At 58.3% G+C, this 25631-nt stretch carries 20 protein-coding genes and 4 pseudogenes; 7 read left to right on the plus strand and 17 right to left on the minus strand.

Annotated elements, in window-relative coordinates; genetic code table 11:
- Nucleotides 1-124 precede the first annotated feature (124 nt).
- The 9 genes and pseudogenes from ABQJ48_RS33885 to ABQJ48_RS33925 all read right to left on the minus strand — a co-directional run.
- A pseudogene (locus tag ABQJ48_RS33885) lies at nucleotides 125-547 on the minus strand (alcohol dehydrogenase catalytic domain-containing protein); the annotation flags it as partial.
- A gap of 294 nt (nucleotides 548-841) precedes the next feature.
- Nucleotides 842-1798, minus strand: a complete 957-nt coding sequence (locus ABQJ48_RS33890) for a PDR/VanB family oxidoreductase (RefSeq protein WP_367842286.1) — start codon at nucleotides 1796-1798, stop codon at nucleotides 842-844.
- A gap of 8 nt (nucleotides 1799-1806) precedes the next feature.
- Nucleotides 1807-2958, minus strand: a complete 1152-nt coding sequence (locus ABQJ48_RS33895) for an aromatic ring-hydroxylating oxygenase subunit alpha (RefSeq protein ID WP_367842287.1) — start codon at nucleotides 2956-2958, stop codon at nucleotides 1807-1809.
- 535 nt (nucleotides 2959-3493) lie between these two features.
- Nucleotides 3494-4321: an ABC transporter permease gene (locus ABQJ48_RS33900; RefSeq protein ID WP_367842288.1), complete on the minus strand. Its 828-nt coding sequence runs from the start codon at nucleotides 4319-4321 to the stop codon at nucleotides 3494-3496.
- A 65-nt stretch (nucleotides 4322-4386) separates the two neighbouring features.
- Nucleotides 4387-5642, minus strand: a pseudogene (locus ABQJ48_RS33905) (ABC transporter permease).
- A gap of 75 nt (nucleotides 5643-5717) precedes the next feature.
- Nucleotides 5718-6772 (minus strand): annotated as a pseudogene (locus tag ABQJ48_RS33910) (ABC transporter substrate-binding protein).
- Between the two features lie 2 nt (nucleotides 6773-6774).
- Entirely contained in the window at nucleotides 6775-7980 is a 1206-nt protein-coding gene (locus ABQJ48_RS33915) for an ABC transporter ATP-binding protein (protein WP_367842289.1), read from the minus strand.
- Between the two features lie 41 nt (nucleotides 7981-8021).
- A pseudogene (locus ABQJ48_RS33920) lies at nucleotides 8022-9172 on the minus strand (SRPBCC family protein).
- Between the two features lie 119 nt (nucleotides 9173-9291).
- A complete protein-coding gene (locus tag ABQJ48_RS33925; protein WP_367842290.1) occupies nucleotides 9292-10215 on the minus strand; it encodes a LysR family transcriptional regulator in 924 nt (307 codons plus the stop codon).
- A gap of 253 nt (nucleotides 10216-10468) precedes the next feature.
- Here ABQJ48_RS33925 and ABQJ48_RS33930 point away from each other — a divergent pair, with 253 nt between their 5' ends.
- The 6 genes from ABQJ48_RS33930 (at nucleotide 10469) to ABQJ48_RS33955 (ending at nucleotide 17396) form a co-directional block, all read left to right on the plus strand.
- A complete protein-coding gene (locus ABQJ48_RS33930; RefSeq protein WP_367842291.1) occupies nucleotides 10469-11815 on the plus strand; it encodes a flavin-containing monooxygenase in 1347 nt (448 codons plus the stop codon).
- Nucleotides 11815-12246, plus strand: a complete 432-nt coding sequence (locus ABQJ48_RS33935; RefSeq protein WP_367842292.1) for a RidA family protein — start codon at nucleotides 11815-11817, stop codon at nucleotides 12244-12246. Before ABQJ48_RS33930 ends, ABQJ48_RS33935 begins: the two co-directional genes overlap by 1 nt.
- 11 nt (nucleotides 12247-12257) lie before the next feature.
- Nucleotides 12258-12935, plus strand: coding sequence for a DUF1028 domain-containing protein (locus ABQJ48_RS33940; RefSeq protein WP_367842293.1), 678 nt, complete (start codon nucleotides 12258-12260; stop codon nucleotides 12933-12935).
- Nucleotides 12928-14091 carry an acetylornithine deacetylase gene (gene argE / locus ABQJ48_RS33945; RefSeq protein WP_367842294.1) on the plus strand — a complete coding sequence of 388 codons (1164 nt, stop codon included), beginning with the start codon at nucleotides 12928-12930 and terminating at the stop codon, nucleotides 14089-14091. The genes ABQJ48_RS33940 and argE overlap by 8 nt, the downstream gene beginning before the upstream one ends.
- 1107 nt (nucleotides 14092-15198) lie before the next feature.
- Nucleotides 15199-16884 (plus strand): methyl-accepting chemotaxis protein, encoded by a 1686-nt coding sequence (locus ABQJ48_RS33950; RefSeq protein ID WP_367842295.1) that lies wholly within the window; start codon nucleotides 15199-15201, stop codon nucleotides 16882-16884.
- Nucleotides 16885-17123: 239 nt separating this feature from the next.
- A complete protein-coding gene (locus tag ABQJ48_RS33955) occupies nucleotides 17124-17396 on the plus strand; it encodes a DUF4148 domain-containing protein (protein WP_367842296.1) in 273 nt (90 codons plus the stop codon).
- A gap of 49 nt (nucleotides 17397-17445) precedes the next feature.
- On the opposite strand, the gene ABQJ48_RS33960 is transcribed toward ABQJ48_RS33955, so the two are convergent.
- Together ABQJ48_RS33960 and ABQJ48_RS33965 are read right to left on the minus strand one after the other, a co-directional pair.
- On the minus strand, nucleotides 17446-18504 hold the full coding sequence (locus ABQJ48_RS33960) for an ABC transporter substrate-binding protein (RefSeq protein ID WP_367842297.1): 1059 nt from the start codon (nucleotides 18502-18504) through the stop codon (nucleotides 17446-17448).
- Between the two features lie 252 nt (nucleotides 18505-18756).
- Nucleotides 18757-18975 carry an ATP-binding cassette domain-containing protein gene (locus ABQJ48_RS33965; RefSeq protein WP_367842298.1) on the minus strand — a complete coding sequence of 73 codons (219 nt, stop codon included), beginning with the start codon at nucleotides 18973-18975 and terminating at the stop codon, nucleotides 18757-18759.
- 225 nt (nucleotides 18976-19200) lie between these two features.
- Here ABQJ48_RS33965 and ABQJ48_RS33970 point away from each other — a divergent pair, with 225 nt between their 5' ends.
- The gene (locus ABQJ48_RS33970) at nucleotides 19201-19470 is read left to right on the plus strand and encodes a DUF4148 domain-containing protein (protein ID WP_367842299.1); all 270 of its coding nucleotides are present in this window, start codon (nucleotides 19201-19203) and stop codon (nucleotides 19468-19470) included.
- Between the two features lie 279 nt (nucleotides 19471-19749).
- Here the strand turns inward: ABQJ48_RS33970 and ABQJ48_RS33975 are convergent, their stop codons facing one another.
- The 6 genes from ABQJ48_RS33975 to ABQJ48_RS34000 all read right to left on the minus strand — a co-directional run bounded on the left by ABQJ48_RS33975 (nucleotide 19750) and on the right by ABQJ48_RS34000 (nucleotide 25583).
- A complete protein-coding gene (locus ABQJ48_RS33975; protein WP_367842300.1) occupies nucleotides 19750-20079 on the minus strand; it encodes a hypothetical protein in 330 nt (109 codons plus the stop codon).
- Nucleotides 20080-20363: 284 nt separating this feature from the next.
- Nucleotides 20364-21617 carry an MFS transporter gene (locus tag ABQJ48_RS33980; protein WP_367842301.1) on the minus strand — a complete coding sequence of 418 codons (1254 nt, stop codon included), beginning with the start codon at nucleotides 21615-21617 and terminating at the stop codon, nucleotides 20364-20366.
- Between the two features lie 13 nt (nucleotides 21618-21630).
- The gene (locus ABQJ48_RS33985; protein ID WP_367842302.1) at nucleotides 21631-22011 is read right to left on the minus strand and encodes a hypothetical protein; all 381 of its coding nucleotides are present in this window, start codon (nucleotides 22009-22011) and stop codon (nucleotides 21631-21633) included.
- A 78-nt stretch (nucleotides 22012-22089) separates the two neighbouring features.
- Nucleotides 22090-23265 carry a zinc-dependent alcohol dehydrogenase gene (locus ABQJ48_RS33990; RefSeq protein WP_367842303.1) on the minus strand — a complete coding sequence of 392 codons (1176 nt, stop codon included), beginning with the start codon at nucleotides 23263-23265 and terminating at the stop codon, nucleotides 22090-22092.
- Between the two features lie 32 nt (nucleotides 23266-23297).
- Nucleotides 23298-24458 (minus strand): porin, encoded by a 1161-nt coding sequence (locus tag ABQJ48_RS33995; RefSeq protein WP_367842304.1) that lies wholly within the window; start codon nucleotides 24456-24458, stop codon nucleotides 23298-23300.
- 195 nt (nucleotides 24459-24653) lie between these two features.
- The gene (locus tag ABQJ48_RS34000; protein ID WP_367842305.1) at nucleotides 24654-25583 is read right to left on the minus strand and encodes an ABC transporter substrate-binding protein; all 930 of its coding nucleotides are present in this window, start codon (nucleotides 25581-25583) and stop codon (nucleotides 24654-24656) included.
- Nucleotides 25584-25631: the final 48 nt, after the last annotated feature.

A 25631-nucleotide genomic window follows, 5' to 3' on the forward strand; every position in this document is an offset into this window, starting at 1 on the left:
CGTTGCTTTCTACAATCCGGTGCGCCTGCACTCCACGTTGGGCTATCTGTCGCCCGCCGCCTACGAGGCGAATCCGACAGCGAAAGAACCTGTCTACCTGTCCGAAATTAGTTGACCACTACACGGGGTTGACCTTGGCCAAGGACACTTCTGCAACCACGGTGTACTCGCTGAATGTCGAGCAACCCATGTAGTGGTAGATAGGACGACCATTGTAGGAGAAACGGGTAGTGCCATCTGGCATCAGACCCTTGCCTTGTGTTGCACGAACTGCGACACAGAGATTGGTCTTGCCGGACTTGCAGAACAGGCACTCGCCGCACTCGGCCGTGTAGAGTGGGATAACGTGATCGCCGGGCGCAACGGAAGTGACGCCTTCGCCTACTTCGACAACGATGCCAGCCCCTTCATGCCCGAGCACGCAGGGAAACAGACCTTCGGGATCATCCCCTGACAGGGTGAAGGCATCGGTGTGGCAAACGCCTGTATGGGTGACCTGAATCAGCACCTCGCCTTTCTTCGGCGGGGCAACGTCGATTTCAACAATTTACAGTGGTTTGCCGGGAGCAAAGGCGACTGCCGCGCGTGACTTCATGAGTGGCCTCACAGTTGTTCGAGAAAGTTAAACGGCTCAATGTTTTTGAGGGCGCTTTGTATGAAATCCTTATCGGACATTTAGGAAAAGAATTAGTCTGATGTGCTTGCCCCGGCCAGACCTATGTCGATCTACCTTCCCGCGGATCCCGAAAAACGACGCCTCAACCAGTTGGCGAGCACTCCCACCGTCGGTTGTGAGCGACACTTCTGGCTGACGGAAAGGCGAAGACAGGAAGCCCGATCGTTAGCAATCGAGAACCAGACGTCCCCGTTTGCAACCCGAGACGCAAACCATCAGAGACTTGCCGGTTTTCCGCTCCGACTCGCTCAATACACTGTCCCGATGGTCGATTTCGCCTTCAAGGACCGTCATCTCACAGCTGCCGCAAATTCCGTGTTCGCAGCTGAACGGAACGTCAACGCCCGCGGCAATGAGTGCATCGAGGAGACGTCCGCCGCGCTCGACCCGAACGGTTTTCCCGCTCCGGGCTAGTTCAACCTCGTAACCCGGCGTCGCTACGGCACCGATGCTGACCGGAGCGGCGCCAAATCGCTCGATATGAGCGTGGGGGTAGCCGTGCCTGGAGCATGCCTGTTCAAATGCGCTCAACATGGGTGACGGGCCACAACAGTAGTAGCGCGTCTCGGCGCCACGGCCATCAATGAATGCGTCGAGATCAGGCGGCCCGCTCTCGTCAGCGTCAAAGTGCAGCCAGAGCGTGATGCCAAGTGCCTGAATCGGAGCCAGCCATGCGGCGTGTTCGCGAGAACGGCAGCAGTACAGCATTTCGACCTGCTTGCCGAGGGAAACGAGCCGCTGCGCCATGCTGTAGATGGCCGTGACACCGATGCCGCCAGCAATCAGCACGAACCGCTCGCCTGACTCGTCCAGCGGAAAGTTGTTGCGCGGCGCCGAGATGGTGAGGTGGTCTCCCACGCGCAGTTGCTCATGAATGAATAGGGAGCCGCCCTGACTTTCGCGGGCGCGCAGTACGCCCAGTACGTAGCGCTGAGCGTCGTTCGCTGGGTTGACCAGAGAGTAGCTGCGCACGATCCCATTGGGCAGCTTAAGGCTGATGTGCGCCCCAGCGTCGAAAGCAGGCAGATTTTCGCGGCCAACCGGACGCAGTTCGACGCTCAGCGTGTCAGTTGCTTCGACGGTCAGCTTGTCGACCACGACATTGAGAGTAGCAGTGCGCATGTTCATACTCAGATGCAAATACGACGGGCCATGTAGCTGTAAAAGTCGCGCAGCGTTCCCTCGTGGTGTTCCGATGCGAGCGGGCCAGGTCTGTAGAAGCTGGTCTTGAGGCCCGTGTGCAGCGTCTCCAGTTTCACTTTGTCCTCAGCGTTGAACGCATCGGCGAATGCGACGTATTGCTGCAGGTTCTCGTGGCTCGGATTCTTTTCGTGACCAGCGATGCCCCAGCGGATCGCCACGCTGCCAGTCGAAACTGGTCTCAGCAGAAGATAAATAGTCTGGTGCGGCATATACGTAACGACCAGATTCGGGAAGACGCTGTAAAGAAAGCTGTACCGACGCTCTTGCGCAGAAAGTTCGGGGTGGAACGGCGCGCGCTGAGCCGACTCGTGCGTGTAGTGAGAACGGTACGCCGAGAAATGGCCGTTGCCCGGCACGTATTCACATAGCTCTGTTGGGGTGACCGGACGGAGGGTCTTTGGATGCGTCGCGTTCAGGTGATAGCCTTCCATAAAATTTTCGGCAAGACATTTCCAGTTGGTGTTCCACGTCTCTTCTCGCGTGTAATATAGCTCGCGCTCTTCGTTGTGATAGTTGCGGATGTGAGGTTCGAGCGGCGCAAGCGACTGCGCAAGAGGTGCCGCCGTGCCGTCCAGATTCACAAAGATGAAGTTCTGCCAGACGGTCGTGGCAATGGCTGGCAACGCGCAGCGTGCAGTGTCCAGTTCCTTGCTTTCCTGCATCAGCGGTGCGCGTTTAAGCTTGCCCTCAAGGTCGTAGCTCCACGCATGGTAGGCGCAGACATGTACGCGAGCATTTCCGCAACCGGTAGCGACGAGGTTGCCACGGTGCCGACACACGTTTGCGAATACCCGGACCTCGCCCTGTGACGTGCGCTGCACGAGAAGTGGCTCACCGATCAGATCCGTGGTGAAGTAGTCTCCATTGTTGGGAATCTCGCCTACGTGTCCGACGCAGGCCCAGCCATTACGGAATACGCGCTCGCGCTCCAGATCCGCGAAGCTCTCCGAAGTGTAGAACGCACCGGGCATGGCATGGTTGGTACGATTGCAGCTTGAGGCGAGCGTGGAGAGCAGGTCGAGTAACTGGCGGTCAGTTTGCGATGACATCATGGATGTGGACGTGGCGACGTTGGACATGATCAGGCTCCTGTGCTGCACTAAGTGGCCGGTTGACCCTGCAGCGAGTGAATCGTAGAAAATAGAGCGTTGAGTGACTTTTCGTATGCCGCTTGTCATTCTTTTCGACCTGCGGCCGACAGCGACACCGCAAATCTACCGCATCGAATTATTAGCGGGCACATTATTTTTTTATGTATCTCAAAGGCTTTGACTATGCAGATGGGCAAGCGAAGATAAGTCAGAAAACCGTTCGAAACTCATGTTCGGCTATTCGAGAGTCGCCCTATGGAAGTCGTCGCGGGATTCCGATCCGGGAGAAGCCGATGACCGAAGCACGTCGCGATACCGATGCGGAAAAGGTGCTATCGGTAGCTAACTCGAAAAACACGGCACGGGCGACGTGCCCGTGCTGAACAGTGACGCAATGTCCCAGGCCAGTCGGTGTGCTCTGGCCGTTATGGAAGTACTTGTCGATTCTGAGGAAAGGGAGATCGTGGCTCGCCGTCAGATTGCTAGCGGGCCACGCTGGAACCAGCGGACGGGGAGGGACGAGTCAGGCGAAGGCTCTGCTTGCCGCTGCGGCGCGTTTGCGCAGCCAGTTCATGCATGCGAACAGGGCAATGGCAAACACCATGAGAAGCGTGGCCACCGCGAGGATGGACGGATCGATTGAGTCGCGTATGCCACTCCACATCTGTCGGGGGACTGTGCGCTGGTCTGGCCCACCAATGAAGAGGATCACGATGACTTCGTCGAAAGAAGTAGCAAAAGCGAAGACGCTGCCGGTTGCAACGGCGGGCGTAATCAACGGAAGTGTGACGCGTCGGAATGTGACCCACGGTGCGGCGCCGAGTCCGGAAGCGGCGCGTAGCAGGCTCTGATCGAAGGAGAGCATGGATGCCGTCACAGTGATCACGACAAAAGGGGTGCCGAGCGCGGCATGAGAAAGCACAACGCCGAGATAGGAATTGACGAGCCCGAGCGGTGAGTACACCAGATAGAACCCTGCGGCCACGACCACGATCGGTACAATCATCGGCGACACGATAATGGGCATGACGACAGGGCGGAACGGGAAATGAGACCGGCTCAGGCCAAGCGCTGCCAGTGTGCCGAGCACGGTCGCAATTGTTGTTGATGCAGCGCCAATGCCGATGCTGTTCGCAAAGGCGCGCTGCCAGTCTGGCGACCCTAGCGCCACCTCATACCAGTGCAGGGAAAAGCCCTGCATCGGGTAGGAAAAGAAGGATCCAGAGTTGAAGGACAGCGGTATGACCGCAAGGATCGGCGCGACGAGGAAGAAGAAGATCACTGCGCAGTGTACGTTCAGCCCCGCGCTAGCGATGCGCTCCGAAATAAGCCAGGTTCGTCTGTCTTTCATTTAAGTCCGCCTGTTAATGTTCGGTGTACAGTGAGCCTACGGGTAGTCTGAAGCGGCGCGCCGCTTCAGCCGAAACGCAGACGGTCGATGCCAACAAGTCGGTTGAAGATGAAATAGAAAACTGCGGTGAACAGGACGAGATAGCACGAGAGCGCGCCCGCTAGCCCCCAGTTCAATTGGTTATTGGTTTGCGATGCAATGATCTGGCTGATCATTTCATCTCCAGCGCCACCCAGCAGGGATGGCGTGATGTAATAACCGAGTGCCAGGACGAATACGAGGAAACACCCTGCACCAACACCTGGAAGCGTTTGCGGGATATAAACCCGCACGAACGCGACCGCGGGATGTGCGCCGAGAGACTTGGCTGCTCGCATATACGACGGCGATACGTTTTTCATGACCGAGTAGATCGCGAGGATCATGTACGGCAGCAGGATGTGTGTCATGCCGATCAGAACTCCGGTCCGATTGAAGATCAGCGGTAGGGGGTGGCTAACGAGCCCGAATTTCATAAACGCGCTATTGATGATGCCGCTCGGCTGCAGCAGTACGTACCAGGCAGTGGTACGAACGAGAAGCGACGTCCAGAAGGGCACGATCACAAACAGCATCAACCGGTTGCTCTGCTTCTCGGGCAGGGTTGCGAGCAGATAGGCGACTGGATAACCAAACAGCAGACAGAGCAGGGTGACAGTTGCGCTGATCGTCAGGTGCGGCCGAATGCGGCGCGGTACACGGCGCTATCGTCGGCAACCTGCTTGACGGAACCATCTGATGCAATATGCGCGTCAACGGCGTTCAACAGATAGTCGGGGGTCGGCGACACGGACGCCCGCTTCAGCAGGCGCCAGGTTTCGGGCTCATTCCAGCGCGAATCAATATCGATTAGCGCAGGCTTCCATTGCGCAGGGGATCCGGAACGCGTGGCGCGGGCGGTCTTGAAGAGCAGGCTCCGATACTCCGACTTGTAGAAGTTCATACGCCTCGCGATGTTGCCGAGTTGACCGTTCTCGCCCGCATCCTTCACGTCATGTGCGAGCGCGGCGAAAGCAGACTCACCGGGGACGCCGATACCGTCCCACGTTGACAGCGCTGCGCTCAGCTGCGGCATACCGGTCTGCAGTTCCGGATTCTGGACGCTGCGGCCAAGCAGGCTCGCGATCGGTGCGACAAATGTCACCAGAAGAAAGACGAGAAGGGGTAGGGCCAACAGCAGGGCATGTGCCGCCGCCTTTCGACGGGCGACACGAAACGACTGGCGGTCCGCGGCTTGCGAGCTGCGGCCGAACGGAACGGTGGATGGCAGCGGCGTGTTCATCGTTATGAATCTCTCCTGGTCTGATCGGGCCGACGGAACCGCGTCGGCCCGAGTGGTCCCGATGCGGACCGGTCGTTACTGCGTCAGCCAGTTCTGGAAGCGCTTGGCTATCGCATCCGCATTGTCAGCCCAGAAGGAGGCGTTGATCTGCAGTGGGCGCTTGAAGTTGTCCGGTGCAGTAGGCAGGCCGTTCAGACGCGCCTTATCGATAAGGGGAATCGAGTTCTTGCGCGGAGGCGCATATGCGATGTATTTCGACAGGTCGGCGTAGGCCTGCGGCGACGAAGTAGCGACAATGAACTTATTGGCAGCATCGGCGTGCTTGGCGCCCTTTGGAACGCCCCACCATTCGAAGTCGTAAATTTGTGCGTCCCAGACGATCTTGAATGGTTTCTTGTCCTTCTGAATAGCGTCGTCGATCCGGCCGTTGTAGGCCTGGACCATCACGACTGCGCCGTCGGCGAGCAGTTGGGGTGCCTGCGCACCGGCTTCCCACCAGACGATGCTCGACTTGATCGTGTCGAGTTTCTTGAAGGCGCGATCGACGCCAGCCGGCGTGGCGAGTACCTTATAGACATCCTGCGGCGCCACGCCATCGGCGATCAGCGCCCATTCCATCGCACCCTTCGGCGACTTACGCATGCCGCGCTTGCCAGGGAATTTCTTCAGGTCGAAGAAGTCGTTGATGGTGGTCGGCGCAATCTTCAGCGCGGTCGTGTCGTACGCGTAGACCGTGGACCACACCATCGACGCAACAGCGCAGTCGTTGATGGAGTTCGGCAGGAAATCGCTGGTATTGCCGAGCGTTTTCTTGTCGAGTTTTTCGAGCAGACCCTCGTCGCACGCAGTAATGGCGTCGTTCGATTCGAGGTCCATCAGATCCCAAGTCGGGTTCTTCGCCTGTTCCATCGCCTGGAGCTTTGCGAGGCCACCGTCATACGACTCGGTCGAGAACTGTTGCCAGTTTTTGCGGTGAATGGCTCGAACCACGCCTTCTTTGCGGCGGTTTCGTAGGCCCCGCCGAAAGTGACAACAGAGATCGTGTCGCTAGCGTATGCACTAGCCGCACCGAATACGCCGAGCGCGCATGCCGCGACGGTGGTTCTGATTAGGGAAATGGGGGTCTTCATTTCTAGTTGACTCCTGCGATGAGTGGCGATGCGGTCGATGAAGCGGAAGTGGTCGAACAATCGATTACGTCAGCCATAGCGGCAGGAGAAAGTGCAGCCGCATTCGCTGGTAATACCTTGCAGTCGTCACGTCGCCACGCCACGGCGGTCTGCCCGCCAAGTGATGGGAGATCGTGATGCTGGCTGTTTGGCACCTTTACGACCACGGTCTCTCCGTAACCGAGTTTCAGATGTACGCGATGGTGGTCGCCGCAGTAGACGAGTTGCTGCACGAGTCCCCGCACAATGTTCATGTTTTGACGTTCTGCTTCCCGCACTGCGTCCGGCGTCGCCGCTACGTGAGCGCGCTCCGGGCGCAAAGCCAGCATTGCGGTGCCGCCGGCGGCCAACCCGGTGCCAGCGCGACCGAATACCGTGCTGCCATCGGCGAGTTGCATCGCGGCCCATTCCCCGCTGTCCGGCATGACCCGGCCAGTGAGGCCGTTGTTTTCGCCGACAAAATTCGCAACGAACGCATTCGCGGCGTTTTCATACAGTTCGGTTGGCGAGGCAGCCTGCTGGATGCGACCATCGGAGAACACGGCAACGCGGTCTGACATCGTCAGTGCCTCGTTCTGATCATGCGTTACATAGACGATCGTCAGCGACAGTTCCCGATGCAGACGCATGATTTCGTACTGCATGGTCTCCCGTAGTCGCTTGTCGAGAGCACCGAGCGGTTCGTCCATCAGCACGACGCTGGGCTCGAACACCAGCGCCCGCGCAAGAGCGACGCGCTGCTGCTGGCCACCCGACAGTTGCGCCGGCCGACGGCCCGCCAGATGCGCAAGCTCCACCATCTCCAGCGCTCGCATTACGCGCGCCTTCTGATCGCTGCGGCTGACCCTGCGCACAGACAACGGGAACGCCACGTTCTCCGCGATCGTCATGTGCGGGAAAAGCGCATAGTTCTGGAACACCATGCCAATGTCCCGCTGGTGGGGCGGCTTGTCATCCAGCCGCTTGCCTGCAAGGCGGATTTCGCCGCGCGTCAGCGATTCGAAGCCGGCGAGCATCATCAGTGTCGTGGTCTTGCCTGAACCCGACGGTCCGAGAAGCGACACGAATTCGCCGCGAGCAACGTCGAGTTCGAGTCCTTCTACGACGCTGTGAATGCCGTCATACGACTTGCTGACGTCCTCAAACGAGATAAACGGTTGGATTGACATAGAAAGTCCAGCAGAAGATTGAGTAGCGACCGGCGAGGTTGTTACGCTGCGCCGAGGCGGCTCGCGAGATAGCGCGCAAAGTCGTAGTTGGGCCGTTCGAGATGGCTCAGGTGCCCAGGCTTCGCGAGCGGTGCATGCACGCCCCGAAACACCGACTCCACCCCACGCCGGTCTTCTGCGTTGACCGTGTCGAGCAGCGACTTGAGCGTCGTCATGTATTCATCGGCTTTCGGGTCGTTGACGAATTCCGGAGCAAGGCCGCCTCCAAAGCGGATATGCACCTGGCCGACACCGCGCGGCTGGAGAATCAGGTACCAGAAGTAGCCGGGTGTAAGTGTGATGAGGTGAGTCGGGTAGATCGCGAGCAGGGCGGTAGTGCGCCGCCATTGGCCTTCAAGGCGCGTGTTGTCCGGGTGAGCATTCCCGATCGGCAGCGACGCCTCTTTCGTGATCCAGTGGTAGTTGAACGCCGGTAGGCCGGGCGGGCACTCCATTTCTTCAAGTTTCGAATGGGGCCCTACCGTTGCACGATGCAGCATGGGCAGGTGGTAGCTCTCCATGAAGTTCTCAGCGAGAATCTTCCAGTTGCTGTCCCAAACGTGTTCTTCGTGGAACGTCTCGAGGTAGTGGGTCATGCCGTACGGCTCGATCAGCTTCGTCAGTTCCGACAGATGCTTTTCAATCGACGGAGCGTGCTGGTTGAGCGTCACATAGATCCATCCCTGCCATGTCTCGCATCGCACCGAAGGCAGTTTGTATTGCTCCTTGCAGAACCCTGCCTGGCGCTCCATCATCGGAGCGTTGGAGAGCGATCCGTCGAGGGAATAATTCCACGCGTGATACGGCAAACGATGCGGCGCACGTTGCCCCGGCCTTCGAGCAGCACTGACATGCGATGTAGACACACGTTAGAGAAGGCGCGCAACTCGCCGCTCGTGTCGCGCAGAACGACAATCGGCTGATCGTCGATGGCAGCGGTGAGATAGTCTCCCTCTTTCGCGAGCGTGCTTGCCCGTCCTACGCAAAGCCATTCGTTGCGGAACACGTCACGTTGTTCGAGGGCCAGGAATGCCGCCGACGTATAGACCCGAGGCGGCATCGCATGAGCGTCTTCGAAGGGACGTTCGCAGTTATCACGGAGGGCGCGAACGATTTCGAAACCGTTGTCTGTCGAATCGGGAAGGGCTGCCATGCGGGCCTCCATGTAAATGTGTGAATCGATGAACACCAATTTACCAATCCAAATTACCAGTCAAAGTATTGTTTTTTGATGCATTGAATAGCTTTTGCTTATGGCCAACTTTCGGGCAGCTAGCCGACGTGCAGCCGGCGGATGTATGTTTCACAGAATGTCGCAAAGTGCTTTACTATCTCGCGCGGCTTCATGGTGCTCGGCAGCGCGATGCCCAGGATCGTCGCGTTGACGTCCTCCTTGAAGCGCTTCATGACGAAATCTTCACCATCGACCGTCCGACTCGACCTGAGCGGAAAGTTGAGAATGCTGTAGCCGAGTCCGTTGGCCACCATTCCTCGGACGACCTCCGGCTGCGACGAGCGGAACGAAGCCGCCGGGCGCGTGCCTACAGCGTCAAACAGCGCGGAGAAGTATTCCCGGCTGTGGGGCAGGTCGAGCATCACGTACGGCTCGGGAATCAGGTCTGCCAGCGAGACCTTGCGAGCCCGCGCCAGTCGGTGGGTTTTGGGAAGGATCACGTACGGTGGCAGAGACAGCAGTGGGGTAAACGTGATGTCGTCGGTGATGTCCAGGTTATAGGTCAATGCAATATCGAGAGAGCCGTCGCGCAATCCACTGAGCAGGCCATCCTGATGAGCCTCTGTCGTCCGGAACGTTATTGCAGAGTGGTCGTGGACAAAGCGGCTGATGATGCCTGGCATCAACGGCGGCGCAAGCGAGAGGAGGCATCCCAGCGAGATTGCGCCGGTCATGCCGCCGTCCATCTCTCTGGCGGTCAGTTGCAGCTCTTCCGCACTCTTCAGCAGATTGCGTGCGTGACCGAGAAGATCGCGCCCTGATTGGGTCAGTGACAGGCCGCTCGCGTGGTGGCGGATGAACAGCTGGACACCGAACGACGTTTCGAGATCGGCCAGTGCTGTGGAAATGGACGGCTGTGAGATATGCAGCCGCTTGGCTGCCGCCGTGAAAGAAAGGGTCTCGGCCGTTACCACAAAGTATCGAAGCTGCCGTAACGAATAATGTACGGGATTAAATTCCATCGCGCTCCCCATGGTCTGTTCCGGGTGGATTGTCGCCCGCTCAAAAAAGCCTGCATAGAGAAAAGCAATGCATGGCATGTTTTAAATGTATTTTTCCCTATCTGCGGCGAAGCGTAGAGTTTGACCGGGCGTAACCATGCGAGTCCAGACGCGCCGGTATCAGTTGGAGCGTCGCGACGGATGACGCGCGTCCATGACGCAATAGGTCACGAAGACAGAAACGAAACAGACTGCTATTGAGAAGGAGACAGCCATGACGGCTGAAACAACGTCGATCGACACTCTGGTTGTGGGCGCAGGTCAGGCGGGCATTGCCATGAGCGAGCACTTGAGCAAGCTCGGCGTGCCGCATCTCGTGCTTGAGCGTGACCGCATCGCCGAGCGTTGGCGCACGGGCCGTTGGGATTCGCTGGTCGCCAATGGGCCAGCCTGGCACGATCGCTTTCCCGGCATGGAATTCGAGGAACTCGATCCGGATGCGTTCGCCCCCAAGGAACAGGTTGCGGATTACTTCGTGGCCTACGCGAACAGGTTCAACGCACCGATCCGAACTGGGGTGCAAGTGACGAGTGTCACGCGACAGCGCGGCCGTCCGGGGTTCATCGTTGAGACAACCGATGGCGTGTTCGAAGCGAATCGCGTGGTCGTTGCGACGGGACCATTTCAGCGGCCGGTGATTCCACCGATCGCGCCGCGAGACCAACGTTTTACGCAAATTCATTCGGCCGACTATCGCAACCCGGAGCAGTTGCCCCAAGGCGCCGTGCTGGTGATAGGCGCAGGTTCGTCGGGCACGCAGATCGCCGATGAGCTGCGCCGCGCAGGCCGCACGGTGTATCTGTCGGTTGGCGCGCACGACCGTCCACCGCGCGCATATCGCAATCGCGACTTCTGCTGGTGGCTCGGCGTACTCGGGGAGTGGGATAAGGAGGTCGCCGGGCCGGGACGCGAGCACGTGACGATCGCAGTGAGCGGCGCCTATGGCGGGCAGAGCATCGATTTCCGCCGTCTCGCGCACGAGGGCATGACGCTCGTCGGCTTGACCAGGTCGTTCAAGGATGACGTTGTGACCTTCGAACAGGACCTCGTCGAGAATCTGAAGCGCGGCGACGAAAATCTGTTTTCGCTACTCGACGCCGCGGATGCATACGTGGAGCGCAACGGCATTGACCTGCCGGAAGACCCCGAGGCGCGCTACATTCCGCCGGACCCCGAGTGCGTGACGAATCCGCTGCGCGAACTCGATCTGGCCCAGGCTGGCGTCAAGACAATCATCTGGGCGACCGGCTATGCGGTCGACTATAGCTGGCTACACGTCGATGCGTTCGACGAGACAGGCAAGCCGAAACATCAGCGCGGCGTATCGAAGGAGCCGGGCGTGTATTTTCTCGGCCTGCCGTGGCTGTCGCGCCGCGGATCATCTTTCATCTGGGGCGTCTGGCACGATGCGAAGAACATTGCTGATCACATCGTCACGCAGCGCAAGTATCTCGCGTATCGCGATGCGTCACAGCGCAGCCTTGACAATGCAAAGGCAATGAAGGCGGAAGCGCCGGCTTCCGGAGACGCGCAAAACATCAACGAAGTGGGAGTTATCTGATGCCGACGCATACCCGCATCCGCATGTTCAACACAAAAGACACTTACCCGAACCAGTCGCTCGATAACGACCTGTGCCAGGCGGTTCGCGCCGGCAACACGGTCTACGTGCGGGGCCAGGTCGGGACGGACTTCGACGGCAATCTGATGGGCCTCGGCGATCCGCGCGCCCAGGCCGAACAGGCGATGAAGAACGTGAAGCAGCTACTCGAGGAAGCAGGCAGCGACCTGTCGCACATCGTCAAGACGACGACGTATATCATCGATCCGCGCTATCGCGAGCCGGTGTACCAGGAAACCGGCAAGTGGCTGAAGGGCGTGTATCCGATTTCCACGGGCCTGTGCGTGAGCGCGCTCGGCCAGCCGCATTGGCTGATGGAGATCGATGTGATCGCAGTGATCCCGTCCGACTGGACGCCGACGCAACCTTAAGGAGCGAATCGATGACATTCTCGATCGTCGGACGTTGTCATCAGACCGGCCAGCTCGGCATCGCCATCTGTTCGTCGAGCATTTCGGTGGGCGCGCGCTGTCCGTGGGTGCGCGCGGGCGTCGGCGCGGTGGCGACTCAGAACGTAACGCTGCCCGCGCTCGGTCCCGAGGTCCTGGATCTGATCGAACGCGAAGGACTCGCGGCCGATGCGGCGCTCGAGCGCGTGTTGCGCGCGCATCAATGGCGTGACTACCGGCAGGTGACGGTGGTGGACCATCAGGGCCGCACTGCGATGTTCACCGGCAGTCAGGCGCTCGGTGTGCACAACGCGGTCGGGGGCAATCAGTGCGTCGCGGCTGGGAATCTGCTCGGCAGCAAGGAGGTGATCGACACGATGACCGAGACGTTTGAAGCGTCCGACGGCGCGCTTGCAGACCGGCTGCTCGCGGCGATGCACGCCGCCGTGAAATCGGGCGGCGAAGCGGGGCCGGTGCATTCGGCGGCGCTGAAGATCGTCGATACGGCAAGCTGGCCTGTGGTCGATCTGCGCGTCGACTGGGCCGACGAAGATCCGATTGGTCGGCTCGACGCGCTATGGCAGGCGTACCGTCCGCAGATGCAGGACTACGTCGCGCGCGCGCTGAATCCGACGGCCGCGCCGAGCTATGGCGTGCCCGGCGATGAATGATCTGTCGAGTCGCGAGCTGCTTGAGCGGCTGGTTGGCTTTGCAACCGTCAGCCGCAATCCGAACCTCGAACTGATCGCGTTCGTGCGGCAATACCTCGCGGCTCTGGGCGTGGAGAGCGAGCTGTTCCTTAACGCCGAGCGCACCAAGGCAAACCTGTTCGCGACGATCGGACCGCGCGACAAGGGCGGCATCGTGCTGTCCGGTCATACGGATGTGGTGCCCGTCGACGGTCAGGCGTGGACGGTCGACCCCTTCCGTCTCACGGAAAAGGAAGGGCGTCTCTATGGACGCGGCACAGCGGATATGAAGGGCTATCTCGCGTCCGTGCTCGCCACGGTGCCGGTGTTTCTCAAGCGCAAGCTGCAACTGCCCCTGCACCTCGCTTTTTCCTATGACGAGGAAGTGGGCTGCCTTGGCGTGCGTTCGATGCTCGCCGAACTGGAGAAGCGCGCGCACAAGCCGCGGCTGTGCCTGATTGGCGAGCCGACCGAACTGAAGCCGGTGCTGGGCCACAAAGGCAAGCTCGCGATGCGCTGCCACGTGAAGGGCGCAGCGTGCCATTCGGCTTACGCCCCATATGGCGTCAACGCAATTCAGTACGCGGCGCGGCTGATCAACCGGCTCGAAGCGATCGGCGACGAGCTCGCGCAGCCGGAACATCACGACGGACGTTTCGATCCGCCGTTCTCGACGGTGCAAACCGGCGTCATCAACGGCGGACGCGCGCTGAACATCGTGCCCGCCGAATGCGAGTTCGATTTCGAAGTGCGCTCGGTGCCGGGCTTCGATGCGAACACGGTCGCAGAGCGGCTGCGAACTTACGCGGAGAGCGAACTGCTGCCGGGAATGCGCAAGGTGCAGGCCGATACCGATATCCGCTTGCAGCCGCTGAACGCGTACCCGGGCCTCGCGACGTCGCCCGACAGCGACGCGGCCCGTCTCCTCGCGCTTCTCAGCGGGTCGAGCGAGTTCGGCACCGTGGCGTTTGGCACCGAAGGTGGCCTGTTCACGCAGGCGGGCATTCCGACCGTCGTGTGCGGTCCGGGCAGCATGGACCAGGGCCACAAACCCGACGAGTTCGTCAGTGTCGATCAGATGAATCGCTGCGACGCCATGCTGTCGCGACTCGCGGAGCATCTGTGGGGCGCAGGTTAGGTACGGCTCCCACTGATTCCGTTTCGATCGCTGGGTGTTGAAACAGGAGGGATCGGAGTCGTCACACGCGGTCCGAGCCCGATCAGCATCGTCAAGCGTTGACAGTCACCAAGCTCGGGTGCTATCGTGTCCTTGCAATTGCGGATCGATGGTCCGCATAGAAGAACGAACTGAAAAAGTAGCGATATCTTGTGGGGAGGCGTGATGCAGGGATCGCCCAGCAAAAGTGCGGAATATCTCGCGGCGCTCGGTCGAATCACGCAGCAGAGCGGAAGCGGTTCGCGCAGTAATTCAACGACTTCATTATGGTGACGGAAATGGCCTGCTCGGAGCCGGGAGCGCGAGCGCCACGTGCCATAGTCGTCCGACAGGGCTGGCGTGCTGATGATCCGTTCATGACGGAGGCTGCAATATGCAAGCGACGGATCGCGGAGGCAACATCGCCTGCTTCGACGTCCGCTGAAAGCCACCATCGGACGCTTGGCCATACCCGCGCGCTCAAAGACGGCAGCGTGAAGCCGGAAACGTGCATGCTGGAACTCAAGGAAGTCTCCCCGATCATTCGGCGTTCGGGCGCATGTTGCGTGGTCATCAGTCCCGCATGAGCGAGATGGCAATCGCACGTACCTCCGCGCGCGTGCGAACCGCAGGCGTTTTACAGCAGTCCAGGTGTCTCTGGTGCGTATTCCACCAAGGCGCGATCGTGTAAAACACCCGGTTCGGTATGCGTCATCCTAATGATCTGACAGCTAGCGCATCCGCAAGAATCGCGGCCGGCGTGTGAGCGCCCAGCGTCCTACGAGACGCCATCACGGACATAGGCGCGATCACCCGCGCCACAGAGACATCCACACCATTGCATTGAGCGTGCGCGCGCCGATGGATAGCGAGCGCGTGGAGACGGTGAACGAATTGAACGCGAGTCAAGGTGCGTCGATCCCGCGGTCGAACGGCACCTTATTCGTTGGTTGCGACCTGCGCCCCAAACGTTTTCAGTCGTTTCAGCTGCGTCGATGCCGCGTCGATACTGACGCCTTGCCTGTCAATCCGCCCGCAGCGTTGCACTCCATTGGCAGGGTGCGCTTGGGCACAACAACGGAAATTGCTATGCTTGTGCTAAGCAATCTGAAAGTCCGCGCCCGATTATTTACGGGCTTTGGTGTTGTGTTGATCGTGCTGTGCGCCACCTGCGCCATCGCTTTGTATCAGGCGTCCCGAATTGAGGCGGGTACGCAGGACCTTGCTCAAAACTGGTTGCCGGGCGTCCAGGTCCTGGGGGATCTGCGCTCGGCGACGGATTCGGAGCGCCGCGCCACGCTTCGCGTGGTGCTGGAGGTCGATCCGCAAGGAAAGCAGGATGCGATTGCCGAGCGCAGCCACGCCTTGTCGAAGATAACCGGCGCATTTGCGGCCTACGACAAGCTGATCGATTCGCCCACCGAACGCGAGTTCCTCGAACATGACCGGGCAGGGTGGGCCGAGTACCAGAAGATCGACGACAAGCTGATAAAACTGGCATTGGCGGGCGACAGCGATTTTGCCGCCGTACGCACGCTGGCGGCCGAATCCTCGCACGACTACCGCGAGTATGCTCACAAGGTCGACCTCCACGTGGCGTTCAACCGCAAAGGCGCAATGCAGGCGAGCGCGAAAGCGAGCGCCTTTTATCGTTCTGCACTGCAACTGGCGATTGCGGCGATCGTGGCGGCGATTATCTTGAGCATTGCGGTGGCTTACGTCATCACGCGCTCGATCATCGGACCCATTGATCAGGCCGTCACCATCGCCGCGACGGTTGCGTGCGGCGACCTCACTTCCCATATCGAAGTGCGTGGCGACGACGAACTGAGCCAATTGCTGCGCGCGCTTCGGCACATGAATGAACGGCTCGTCGATATCGTGACGCAAGTGCGCGCGAGCAGCGAGAGCGTCGCGACGGGCGCGGCGGAAATCGCCACGGGTAACGCGGATCTAAGCCAGCGCACCGAGGAGCAGGCTGCCTCTCTCGAACAGACGGCAGCGAGCATGGAGCAGTTGACTGCGACCGTAAAGCAGAACGCCGAAAACGCACGGCAAGGCAACACGCTCGCGAACAGCGCCGCGGACATCGCGCAGCGCGGCGGCGACGTCATGCGCGATGTCGTGACAACGATGGAGCACATCGCCAGCAGCTCGGAGCGTGTCGAGCAGATCATCGGCGTTATCGACGGTATCGCTTTTCAAACCAACATTCTGGCGTTGAACGCTGCGGTTGAAGCCGCGCGAGCGGGCGAGCAGGGGCGCGGATTCGCGGTGGTCGCCTCCGAGGTCCGCAGCCTCGCACAGCGCAGCGCGAGCGCCGCTCAGGAAATCAAGGAGCTGATAGGACAATCCGTCGGGCGCGTGGATACCGGGTCGCGGCAGGTGCATGAGGCGGGTGGCACGATCGGAGAAATCGTGCGTGCGGTGCGGCACGTCACCGACCTGATGGGCGAAATCGCCGCCGCTTCCGATGAGCAACACACTGGCATCGTTCAGGTCAACCAGGCAATCGGCCAGATCGACGAGGTCATGCAACATAATGCGGCACTCGTCGAACAGGCGTCGGCGGCGGCGCAAAACGTGCAGGAGCAGTCTGCTTTGCTACAGCAACTGGTGGCGAATTTCCGGCTCGATGCGAGCGATGATGCGCCTTTCGCTGGCGGCGACACCCGTCGCGCGAGCGAACGGTACATATCCTCGGAGAACCCGATTGCGATAGCTCCAGAATCGGGTCCCATCACCGCGCACTTTACGAAAAACGTCAAAGCATGATTGGGCACTGGATGTTGTATTTCGACGCGCCATGCACTGTTGCCCTGTGCCTGCTTTGAAAAGCGGCCTAAAGCCGATCGTAATTATCGATACCAATGCATGTGTGCGACAGTCGCCGATTTGTTCCTCAGTACGGAACGGCATTCCCGAACCGGTAGCGCTAGTGAGTGAAAACCCGTATAATGGTTTACGCGGGTTGCCTTGGAGCGCCCCCTCACGAACCAATCCAGGAATCTCACATGAAATCGTTCGTCAACGTTGCGTTCGCAGTTGTTCTTATCACTCCGGTGCTGTCGCACGCTGCTGAGCCGGTTACGCACGCGCAGGTACGCGCGGAATTGATTCAGCTGGAAGACGCGGGCTACGATCCTGTCGTTAACAACGACTACCCGCAGAACCTGAAGCACGCGCAGGCTATCGTCGCGCAACAGAACGAAGCTAACACCGCGTATGGTCCCGATACTGCAGGTGTGTCTCAATCAAGCAGCAGGACGGAATCCGGCGGAAAGTGAGATAGCTGCCCTAAGCAAAGGCAGCTTTTTTTGGTCCAGGAATGGGACTCTAACCCAGAAACAGGTGATTAAAAACATTGTTCCATTTATTGCGCTGGGCAGCTGACATCGCAGGATCGACAGGCGTCATCTGGCTATGCTGGAAAGGTGACGGGATATTCCGATGCGTCGGAACATAGTCCATGTTCGCCAGAATTTTTTGCGCGTCCAGTGAGAGCATGTAGTCATAGAGCAATATACCCGCAGCCGGATGCGGTGCGTGTTTGAACAGAGCAATGCCATTCGCTCGCGCGGCCGCTGGCTGCAGCAGGAACCAGTCGATAGGCGCATTTTTGCGCTTCGCCTGCATAGGCATATAGTTGTACGTCTCAAGTGCAAGCGGCACTTCGCCTGAGGCAACCAGATTGTTCAGCAATGAGTTGCCATTGCGAACAGACACACCATTAGTGGCAATCAACTCCTTGAAGAATGCGATGCCTTTTTCGGAGCCCATCTGCTGACAAATGGTTGCAAACCAGTCGGAGCTCTTCGACTCGATGCCGAGTTTTCCTTTCCATTTCGGCAATAGCAGATCCTCAAATGAAGAGGGAAGGTCTTCTTTCTTGATGGCATTCGTATTATAGGACTGAACCCAGACAGACAGCAGTGTAGACGCCCACATGTGATGTTCCGGCACCGATCCGGGAATCAGGTCTGCGAACATGGGCGATACGACAGGCTGCAACAGGTTCTCTTGTCGTAGATTATCCAGGAATGAAGAGCCGACATGCACATTATCGGGCATATAACGACCGGCTCGCGCTTCTGAAACGGCTCGTTGCACGACTTGCTCATCCCCTGCACGCCAGGTGTTGACCTTGACACCGTATTTCTTTTCAAACGGATTGAACAACGGTTCGAGGTCCGATTTTGCGATCGTGGTGTAAAAATTCACTTGCCCTTCTTTTTTTGCCGCTGCCAGAATCCGGTCTGCGCGATCCGAGCCCGAATAGTCTGTCAGTGCAAGATTCGGCGAAATCTTTTCGGCCGATCTGGCATGAAACGGCAAGAATGCCGTGCTCGATGCGAGGCCCAAACTGGTTTTCAATATGGTACGTCGGGTAATCATCTTGTCTCCGTGCTTGAAATGAAACGCCCCGAATGTGGGAGCATTCAGAGCTGTGGTTGACACGTGCCCGTGTATCACTGATTCGCGCACATCGCTGGCCGATTGCGCGGCAAATTTGATTCACATACTCGGTGAATTTCGTTGTACGCTTGATCGATAATGGACCCGGGCGCGGCCGATCGCTATCCATGACTTTTGCAGACAGCTCGGACGACGTGAGAATAAAAGATACGATCCGACAGGAACGCAGCTTCACCCATCAGTCGCGCGACGAACAGCACCGTTTGCGGCCTTGCTTCCCAAATGCGCATCAATTCCGTCTGCACGATTGCACGCGTCTGCGCTTCGAGCTGTGCTGGCCTGTTCGAAATTCGCGATGATGCGCAAAAAAATGGTCTTGCCGCAGCCGCTCGCGCCAAGCAACGAAATTAATTCGAGTTTGGCGATCGTCGCTTGAATGGCGCTCGACACTTCGAAATTGTCGAACGTTTCCTCCGAGTCGATACGGTCAGCTTTTCTGTACCTGTTGTCGCTTGCTCATTGCCCTTTACTCCCCGCATGAATTCGCAAACCGCCTGCTTCATTTGGACTTGCGATGAATCCCACTATCTGTAAATTAGTAATTTCCCCATGACGCGTCTATGATGGGAGTAAACCGAGTTCGCAAGACCGACGTTCAGACCCACAGGTGAGACCATGAAACTCCTGATCAATGCTGTTGGTGCTGCTGCCGTGCTCGTTCCGATGTTGTCGCATGCGGGAGAGTCCATCACGCGCGCCCAGGTGATCAACGAACTTGAGCAACTGGAAGCGGCGGGCTATAACCCCGGCGTGGCTGAAGATAGTTATCCGGAGAATCTCGAGCAAGCGAAGGCAGTTCTTGAGCAACGAAGGAACGCAGCAGCTTCCTTGGGACTGGGTGCGCAAGGCGTAACGCAATCGGGTTATAAAGGCGGCCTCGGGTGAACGAAGCCGTTTCAGACCGCACGTTCCGGAGCGGTGTCGCTTGCCGAGCATCGCGGCTATCTCCCATGCTATGTCCTGGATTGCCAGTACCGCCGGAACTGATCGCGTAGAAAGCGTTTGCGCTATTGCTGAAATGACCCGCTCGCACCGGCCCCAGGGTCCGCCGTTCACGCTATTGCGATTGCTCGCCTTTCCGCAAGTTTCCGACGGGTAACGTGCATCTCAATCCGCGTAGAAGACGGTAGGAACTTCACGTCGACCGAGGCGGCCGACGAGAGGTCAACGCTTGGCATTCCCTTTTCCGACACCAGGTTTGAAACCGGGTAGAAAGCGCACGCGGGCAAGGCGGCGCAGGCAAGCTTCTTCCCTATGCAATGGATGCGGAGTTTTCGCGTGTTTCGTCTCGACGTTGTTCCCGCCTCCTTCACTGGATATGAAATCGCAGGGGGTACTTGTTCGGTGTTTACTTACGGATAACAATTGCGCGAAAAACCACATGACGGTCATCCAAAGCGCACTTTTGAAGAAATTGCCGTAGAGCATCCGACTGTTTTGTAAGCTCAATTCTCTAGCAGGATGTAATTCTCTCTTCCCACGATTTTTATCCATCGAATCATCGTTCCCCTATGTGGATCGACGTGCTATCTTTTGGAATAAATAAAGTCTACTTGCGGCTAATATTGATGTCAATCTGGATTCGTCGTTTTTCGGGTTAGGCTCGTTTTGAATAGACCGAACAACGCGGTTAGGTGCCAGGTGGAACGGATTTTGTTGGAAATCGTTCGTACATCGAATTATTGTGTTTTATAAAGCGCGGGATTCATCATCCGGCTTATCCAAAATAAACAAGTGGCCAAAGGCACCCCAAAAAACACAGAGCGAAGTGACAGGAATCAGGTTGACGCGCTCGCCTTGAGGGCGGCACGCTTCGGATCACGTTGTTCCGGATACACGTATGGCCCGAGACGCATGATTGAGACTACGGCGATCGAAACAAAGGCGGAGAATGTCCAGAGGGCGGTCTTGTAGGAGTGTGTGAGGTCGAACGACAGTCCAGATGCGAAGATCATGATGCCGGCACCCCATCCCCACGCCATCCACATTGCACCACTTACCCGGCCAAACAGGCGCAGGTCAAAGTAGCGGCTTACGATGAACGTTATGATGTCCGCTTCCGCCCCAATCGAAACGCCAATCAGCGCAGCGGCAATCATTGCTGTGTAACCGGTCGCACCGGTTGCGAGAGTGAGCACGCCAATGAGCGTCAGCGCAAACGACATCGCAGCACAGTAGGGCGCATGAACCCGATCCATCAACCAACCAGCGAACAGACGGCCGACCGCTGACGTTAAACCGGCGATTGAAAGCATCGTTGCAGCAGCCGACACCGTTTCGCCGCGATCGGTCATCATGGGTACAAGCTGCGAGAGCAACGCGAGCAGCACACCGGACACGCAGAAGATCGAAAGGCCCAACAGACGGAATGTGGGATCCTTGACGAACAATGACCAGAGCGATGGTAGCTCGCGTTTCGCTTCACGCGCTTTACGCACCATTTCTTCGTCTACGCCAGGCGGCATCTTGACGAGGAAATAGAGCGCGGGAACGGAAAACACGGCCATCAATCCAGCCACGCCGAAATAGCCGGCACGCCAGCCGAAGTGTTTCAGCAGGTAACCCGCATAGTGCGGCATGAACATCGCGCCTACTGCGGTACCGCCGACCATCAAACCCAGTGCCAGACCACGCTGACGGTCGAAGCGAGCACAGATTACCTTCGCATAAGGCAGCGCGTTGGTGCTCGGCGCAAACAGACCGACTGCAACGAATGCCAGCGCGAATATCCATGGAGACGCCGGCAATACGCCCACGAGAGCTGTAGACGCTGCAAAAAGGATCAGAAATAGCAGGGTAGGACGCCGCACGCCCATTTTGTCGATCAGCGAGCCGAGAAGGATGGTGCCGGGTCCCATCGAAAATTCGAAGACGGTCAAGCCGAGCGAAACCTGTGCACGGCTCCAGTGGTTCTCCGTGGCGATCGCCTTGATGAACATGCCGAACATGAATGCCGACAACACACCCGCGCCGACGGAAACACAGACCGCGCCGCCGAATACCGTCCACCATCGATTAATGTCGCGTTTCAAAATGTTCTCGCTCCTACGCGCCGAGCGCAGAAAGTAGATCGTACAGATAACCGGCCTTCGTCGGAAGAATCATCATCGTGCTGTAAGGACGTAACGTATCGGCCGCGCCGTTCGATTTCCTGTCGGACGGGCTGATCACGACGGAAACGGTGACACCATTCATGCGATAGGCCTTTGCCGCGACTGCAATCGCTCGCGCATCGTCATCATCCCGGCCAGAAATCACGACCGTATCAGGCGTGCCGAGCCATTCGCTTATCGCATCGGGGGCCAGGTCAGCGTTTGCACTAGAGACTTGCGAAAGCACGGCGAACTCGCTCGCCATCGCAAATTCCACATCGGCGTAGGTGCGGCAGGCTGCGACTTCGGGATCGTTATCGGTCAGCGCGATCACGCGAATGCGGCGAGGGGAAGAATTCGGAGTCTGAATTCTGTAAAGCACTTCGGATGGGATCTGATGATCAGGCATAGCTTACTTCCAAGGATCGATCGTCATGTGAATCGCACAGCCGACACCTTCTCCCTGCAAGGTGCGCAACGCCAGGTCCGTGTCTTCGAGACCGAACGTGTGAGTGCTCATTTGCGTAACGCCGTGACGGTTCGCGGCGATGAGTTGCATTGCGAGTTCAACGGACTGGTAACTGTGACCATGCATACCTTTCACCGTGAGAAAGCGCGCGCTGATCATGTCGCTGCTGAATTCGGGAATCGGCACGCGCTTCTGTCCATCGAGCAGGACCGTTCCCCGCTTTCGTGCAAGCTGGATTGCGGAGGCAACGGTTGCCGGACCGCTCGATGCACTATCGATCACGAGGTCAGCCATCGAGCCGCCCGTGAGGTCGGCTACGCGTTCAAGCACATCTTCCTGATCCACCTGGATCGTGTGATCTGCGCCGAGCCGTTTCGCCAGCGCAAGGCGTTCGCGATCGGTGCCCGTCGAAAGCCCCGTGACGATGATTTTTTCGGCGCCTGCTTCGCGCGCTGCAACGACGCACGACAAGCCTTGTTGTCCAGGACCCTGGATAACAACTGCCTGGCCCGGGCCTGCACCGCCTTGTAAATAAGCCGATTCGATACCGTTGCCAAGGAGCAGGGCAAGTGCTGCGTGCTTCGGTGCGACGGTCGAGGGCACCCGGTGAAATACAGTGTGCAACTGCAGGTACTGGCATTGGCTAAAGCCGCCCCAGAAAGACGGTGCAGTCTTCAGGCCAGTTGCGCCATAGCACAGACCATTCAGGCGCCAATCCGTTGCGTTGCACAGGCGGAATTCGTTTGACAGACAATATTCGCAGTGACCGCACGGAACGTATTCTTCGAGCGCGACGTAATCGCCTTCCTTAAGGCCCCAACGTGCGCTGGAAAGCTCACCTACTTCATCGATATGGCCGACCGTCTCGTGTCCAAGGATCAGCGGCCCGCGGCTTTTTGGAAGTTGCTTGTAGTAAGGGCCGTCGCTGCCACATACGCCCGTAATCGCAACCCGAAGCAATCCGGTAGACGGTGTAATTGCAGGGCGCTCGAACGTCCGAATCTCCGTACGTGATGGTTCGACAGCAACAGCCGCCCTGAAATTACGTGGGATGGATTGGATTGTGGCGTTCATACGTGCTGCGCGTGCGAAAATCTCTGAAATAACGCGAGGCTCCATACACCAGGGCCTCGCACATCCATCAAATGGCTTTAAAAACGATGCCGAAGAATGAGCTTAACCGCGACCTGCGTAGGCGTTGAAGAAGCGCCGAGCGAACCGATCGTTGCGACCGCGGACTTGCCAGTCGAATCGATACCCGAGGCGTGTTGCCAGACGCCACTGAGCTGAATATCGGTTCGCTTGGACAGGAAATAATCCGGTCCGGCGTTGACTTGTTGATAGTGCGCAGCTCTGCCCCGTGCACGTACTGTCGTGTAGTCATACGCCGCCGCAAGCAGCAACGTCGGCATCACACGATAGCGAATGTTGCCTTCGTAGCTGCTGAGCGTCGCCGACCCGGTATTCGGTGTCGTTTTCGATTGCAGCATATCGCTGAAGACGGTTCGCGTGTACACGAAGCTGACCTGACCGCCGGTGCCGAATTTGTAGCCGATACCTGCTGCGAAAATTTCTTGCGAATTCGCAGACAGGAAGCCGCTGAACGATGGCGACTTGCCGGGCGACGAGAATGCCGGCGTGCCGGGTTCAGCAGTGCTGTCGTAAACCGAAACAGCCGGATTGTTTAAATTCTCGTATGCGATTGCGCCGAGAATCGGGCCGGAATCATACGTCGCCGCAAGCTGATAACGGCGGTTGGTGGCGAAGTTACCCGGCTGGCCGCCCGGTGCGAATAGCAGATCGAGCTTGACGCCGGCATACGTAGGCGAGATATACCGGATCGAACTATCCATCCGGAAATTGGCGTTCAGGTTATCGAAGTCGCCCACGTGACTGCCGATCCACGCCCATATTCCGGTCGCGGACAGGCGCTCGCCGACATCGTCGTGCATGGCGTCGTATTGACGACCGAACGTCAGTCTGCCGTAGCGCGTTTGAAGACCCATCCACGCTGAGCGGCCAAACAGACGACCGCCTTGCGATAGTGTGCCGGCAGAAGCGTCGAAACCGTTCTCCAGGACAAAGATAGCTTTCATGCCGCCGCCGAGGTCTTCAGAACCCCGGAATCCCCAGCGACTACCATTGGTCTGCCCTTTCACGAGGCCGATCACGGAGCCACCGCTCTGATTGTTGATGTAGTCGATCCCTTCATTCACAATGCCGTACAACGTGACCGAACTTTGTGCATGTGCAACGCTCGCAACACTTGCAAGAGCGGGGAAAGCCATCAATGCGAGTAGTTTCTTATTCATGAGTCTCCGACGTTGATTTAATAGTTTGAGTATGGCGCCGCATGTACTGCCTATTCGGTGTCAAATGAACAACACGAATAACATTTGAACGGGTGAGAAGCCCCCATTTCTAAAGCAGTCCTGATCATGGTGACACTTTTTTGTCGACTTGGAAAAGAGGTGCTGAAATCGGACGCACCTGTTTCTAAACGAGGATCAATTCATGCCGTTGAATACGGTATCGAAAAGCGCCTGGTTTTTTGCCTGGTTGTCGATGATGTCCTTGTTCGAAATGATCTGCATCGGAACATCCGGCAGCTTTCGCTTGACCGTCGTGTTCGTCACAGCCATATCGTGATCGGCGTAAACGACTTGTCCATCGGTCATCAGGAAATCGTAAAACAGCACGGCCGCATTCGGATGCCTGAGCGTGTGCGCGACACCGACGCCGTTCGGCTGGGTGATAGCCGGTCCGATCGAAAACCAGTCGATGGGCGCACCGGCTTCCTTCATGGACTGAACCTTGTAGTTGTAGATGCCGAAAGCCATCGACACGTCGCCCGAGGCGACCAGATTCGCCAGCAGCGTATGGCCGCGACGCACCGACACGCCGTTTTTGGCGACGATCTGCTTGAACAGGTCGATACCTGCCTGACCGCCGATATTTTGAACCGTGTCCGCGAACCATGGAATCGAATCCTGGCCTTCCACGCCGAGCTTGCCTTTCCATTTGGGGTCGAGTAGGTCCTTGTAGGTCTTCGGCAGGTCTGCCTTTTTGATCAGGTTCGTGTTGTACGCGACGGTGAACACGTTCAGGCGCGTAGCCGTCCACGCATTGTTGTCCTGAATCGCTTGGGGAATCAGCGATTTTAGAACCGGCGAATTGATCGGTTGCAACAGCTTTTCGCGGTACATCGCTTCAAGCTGCGGGCCGTTGGTTTCGAACACGTCCGCTTCATAGCGGCCGGCGCGGCCTTCCGAAATTGCGCGTTGCAGAATGCCAGAAGCGCTCGAACGCCAGACCGTTACGTGCACGCCGTATTTCTTTTCGAAGGCCTGGACGACCGGATTGAAATCGTCAGGCGGCAGCGACGCATATACCGTCAGCTTGCCTTCCTGCTTCGCTCCGGCGACCAGTTTTTGCATGCGATCGGCGCCGTTATATCGCGCGACAGATTCGCTCGATACATAGCC

It is taken from the genome of Paraburkholderia suaedae (assembly GCF_040812055.1).
In the GTDB taxonomy this organism is placed as follows: Bacteria; Pseudomonadota; Gammaproteobacteria; order Burkholderiales; family Burkholderiaceae; genus Paraburkholderia.

Coding starts and splice junctions, on each gene's coding strand:
- ABQJ48_RS33925 (WP_367842290.1), bottom strand. CDS start 10,215: ATGGAATTTAATCCCGTACATTATTCGTTACGGCAGCTTCGATACTTT.
- ABQJ48_RS33975 (WP_367842300.1), bottom strand. CDS start 20,079: ATGGATAAAAATCGTGGGAAGAGAGAATTACATCCTGCTAGAGAATTG.
- ABQJ48_RS34000 (WP_367842305.1), bottom strand. CDS start 25,583: ATGCAAAAACTGGTCGCCGGAGCGAAGCAGGAAGGCAAGCTGACGGTA.
- ABQJ48_RS33970 (WP_367842299.1), top strand. CDS start 19,201: ATGAAACTCCTGATCAATGCTGTTGGTGCTGCTGCCGTGCTCGTTCCG.
- ABQJ48_RS33995 (WP_367842304.1), bottom strand. CDS start 24,458: ATGAATAAGAAACTACTCGCATTGATGGCTTTCCCCGCTCTTGCAAGT.
- ABQJ48_RS33990 (WP_367842303.1), bottom strand. CDS start 23,265: ATGGAGCCTCGCGTTATTTCAGAGATTTTCGCACGCGCAGCACGTATG.
- ABQJ48_RS33895 (WP_367842287.1), bottom strand. CDS start 2,958: ATGTCCAACGTCGCCACGTCCACATCCATGATGTCATCGCAAACTGAC.
- ABQJ48_RS33930 (WP_367842291.1), top strand. CDS start 10,469: ATGACGGCTGAAACAACGTCGATCGACACTCTGGTTGTGGGCGCAGGT.
- argE (WP_367842294.1), top strand. CDS start 12,928: ATGAATGATCTGTCGAGTCGCGAGCTGCTTGAGCGGCTGGTTGGCTTT.
- ABQJ48_RS33890 (WP_367842286.1), bottom strand. CDS start 1,798: ATGCGCACTGCTACTCTCAATGTCGTGGTCGACAAGCTGACCGTCGAA.
- ABQJ48_RS33955 (WP_367842296.1), top strand. CDS start 17,124: ATGAAATCGTTCGTCAACGTTGCGTTCGCAGTTGTTCTTATCACTCCG.
- ABQJ48_RS33900 (WP_367842288.1), bottom strand. CDS start 4,321: ATGAAAGACAGACGAACCTGGCTTATTTCGGAGCGCATCGCTAGCGCG.
- ABQJ48_RS33960 (WP_367842297.1), bottom strand. CDS start 18,504: ATGATTACCCGACGTACCATATTGAAAACCAGTTTGGGCCTCGCATCG.
- ABQJ48_RS33915 (WP_367842289.1), bottom strand. CDS start 7,980: ATGTCAATCCAACCGTTTATCTCGTTTGAGGACGTCAGCAAGTCGTAT.
- ABQJ48_RS33950 (WP_367842295.1), top strand. CDS start 15,199: ATGCTTGTGCTAAGCAATCTGAAAGTCCGCGCCCGATTATTTACGGGC.
- ABQJ48_RS33935 (WP_367842292.1), top strand. CDS start 11,815: ATGCCGACGCATACCCGCATCCGCATGTTCAACACAAAAGACACTTAC.
- ABQJ48_RS33940 (WP_367842293.1), top strand. CDS start 12,258: ATGACATTCTCGATCGTCGGACGTTGTCATCAGACCGGCCAGCTCGGC.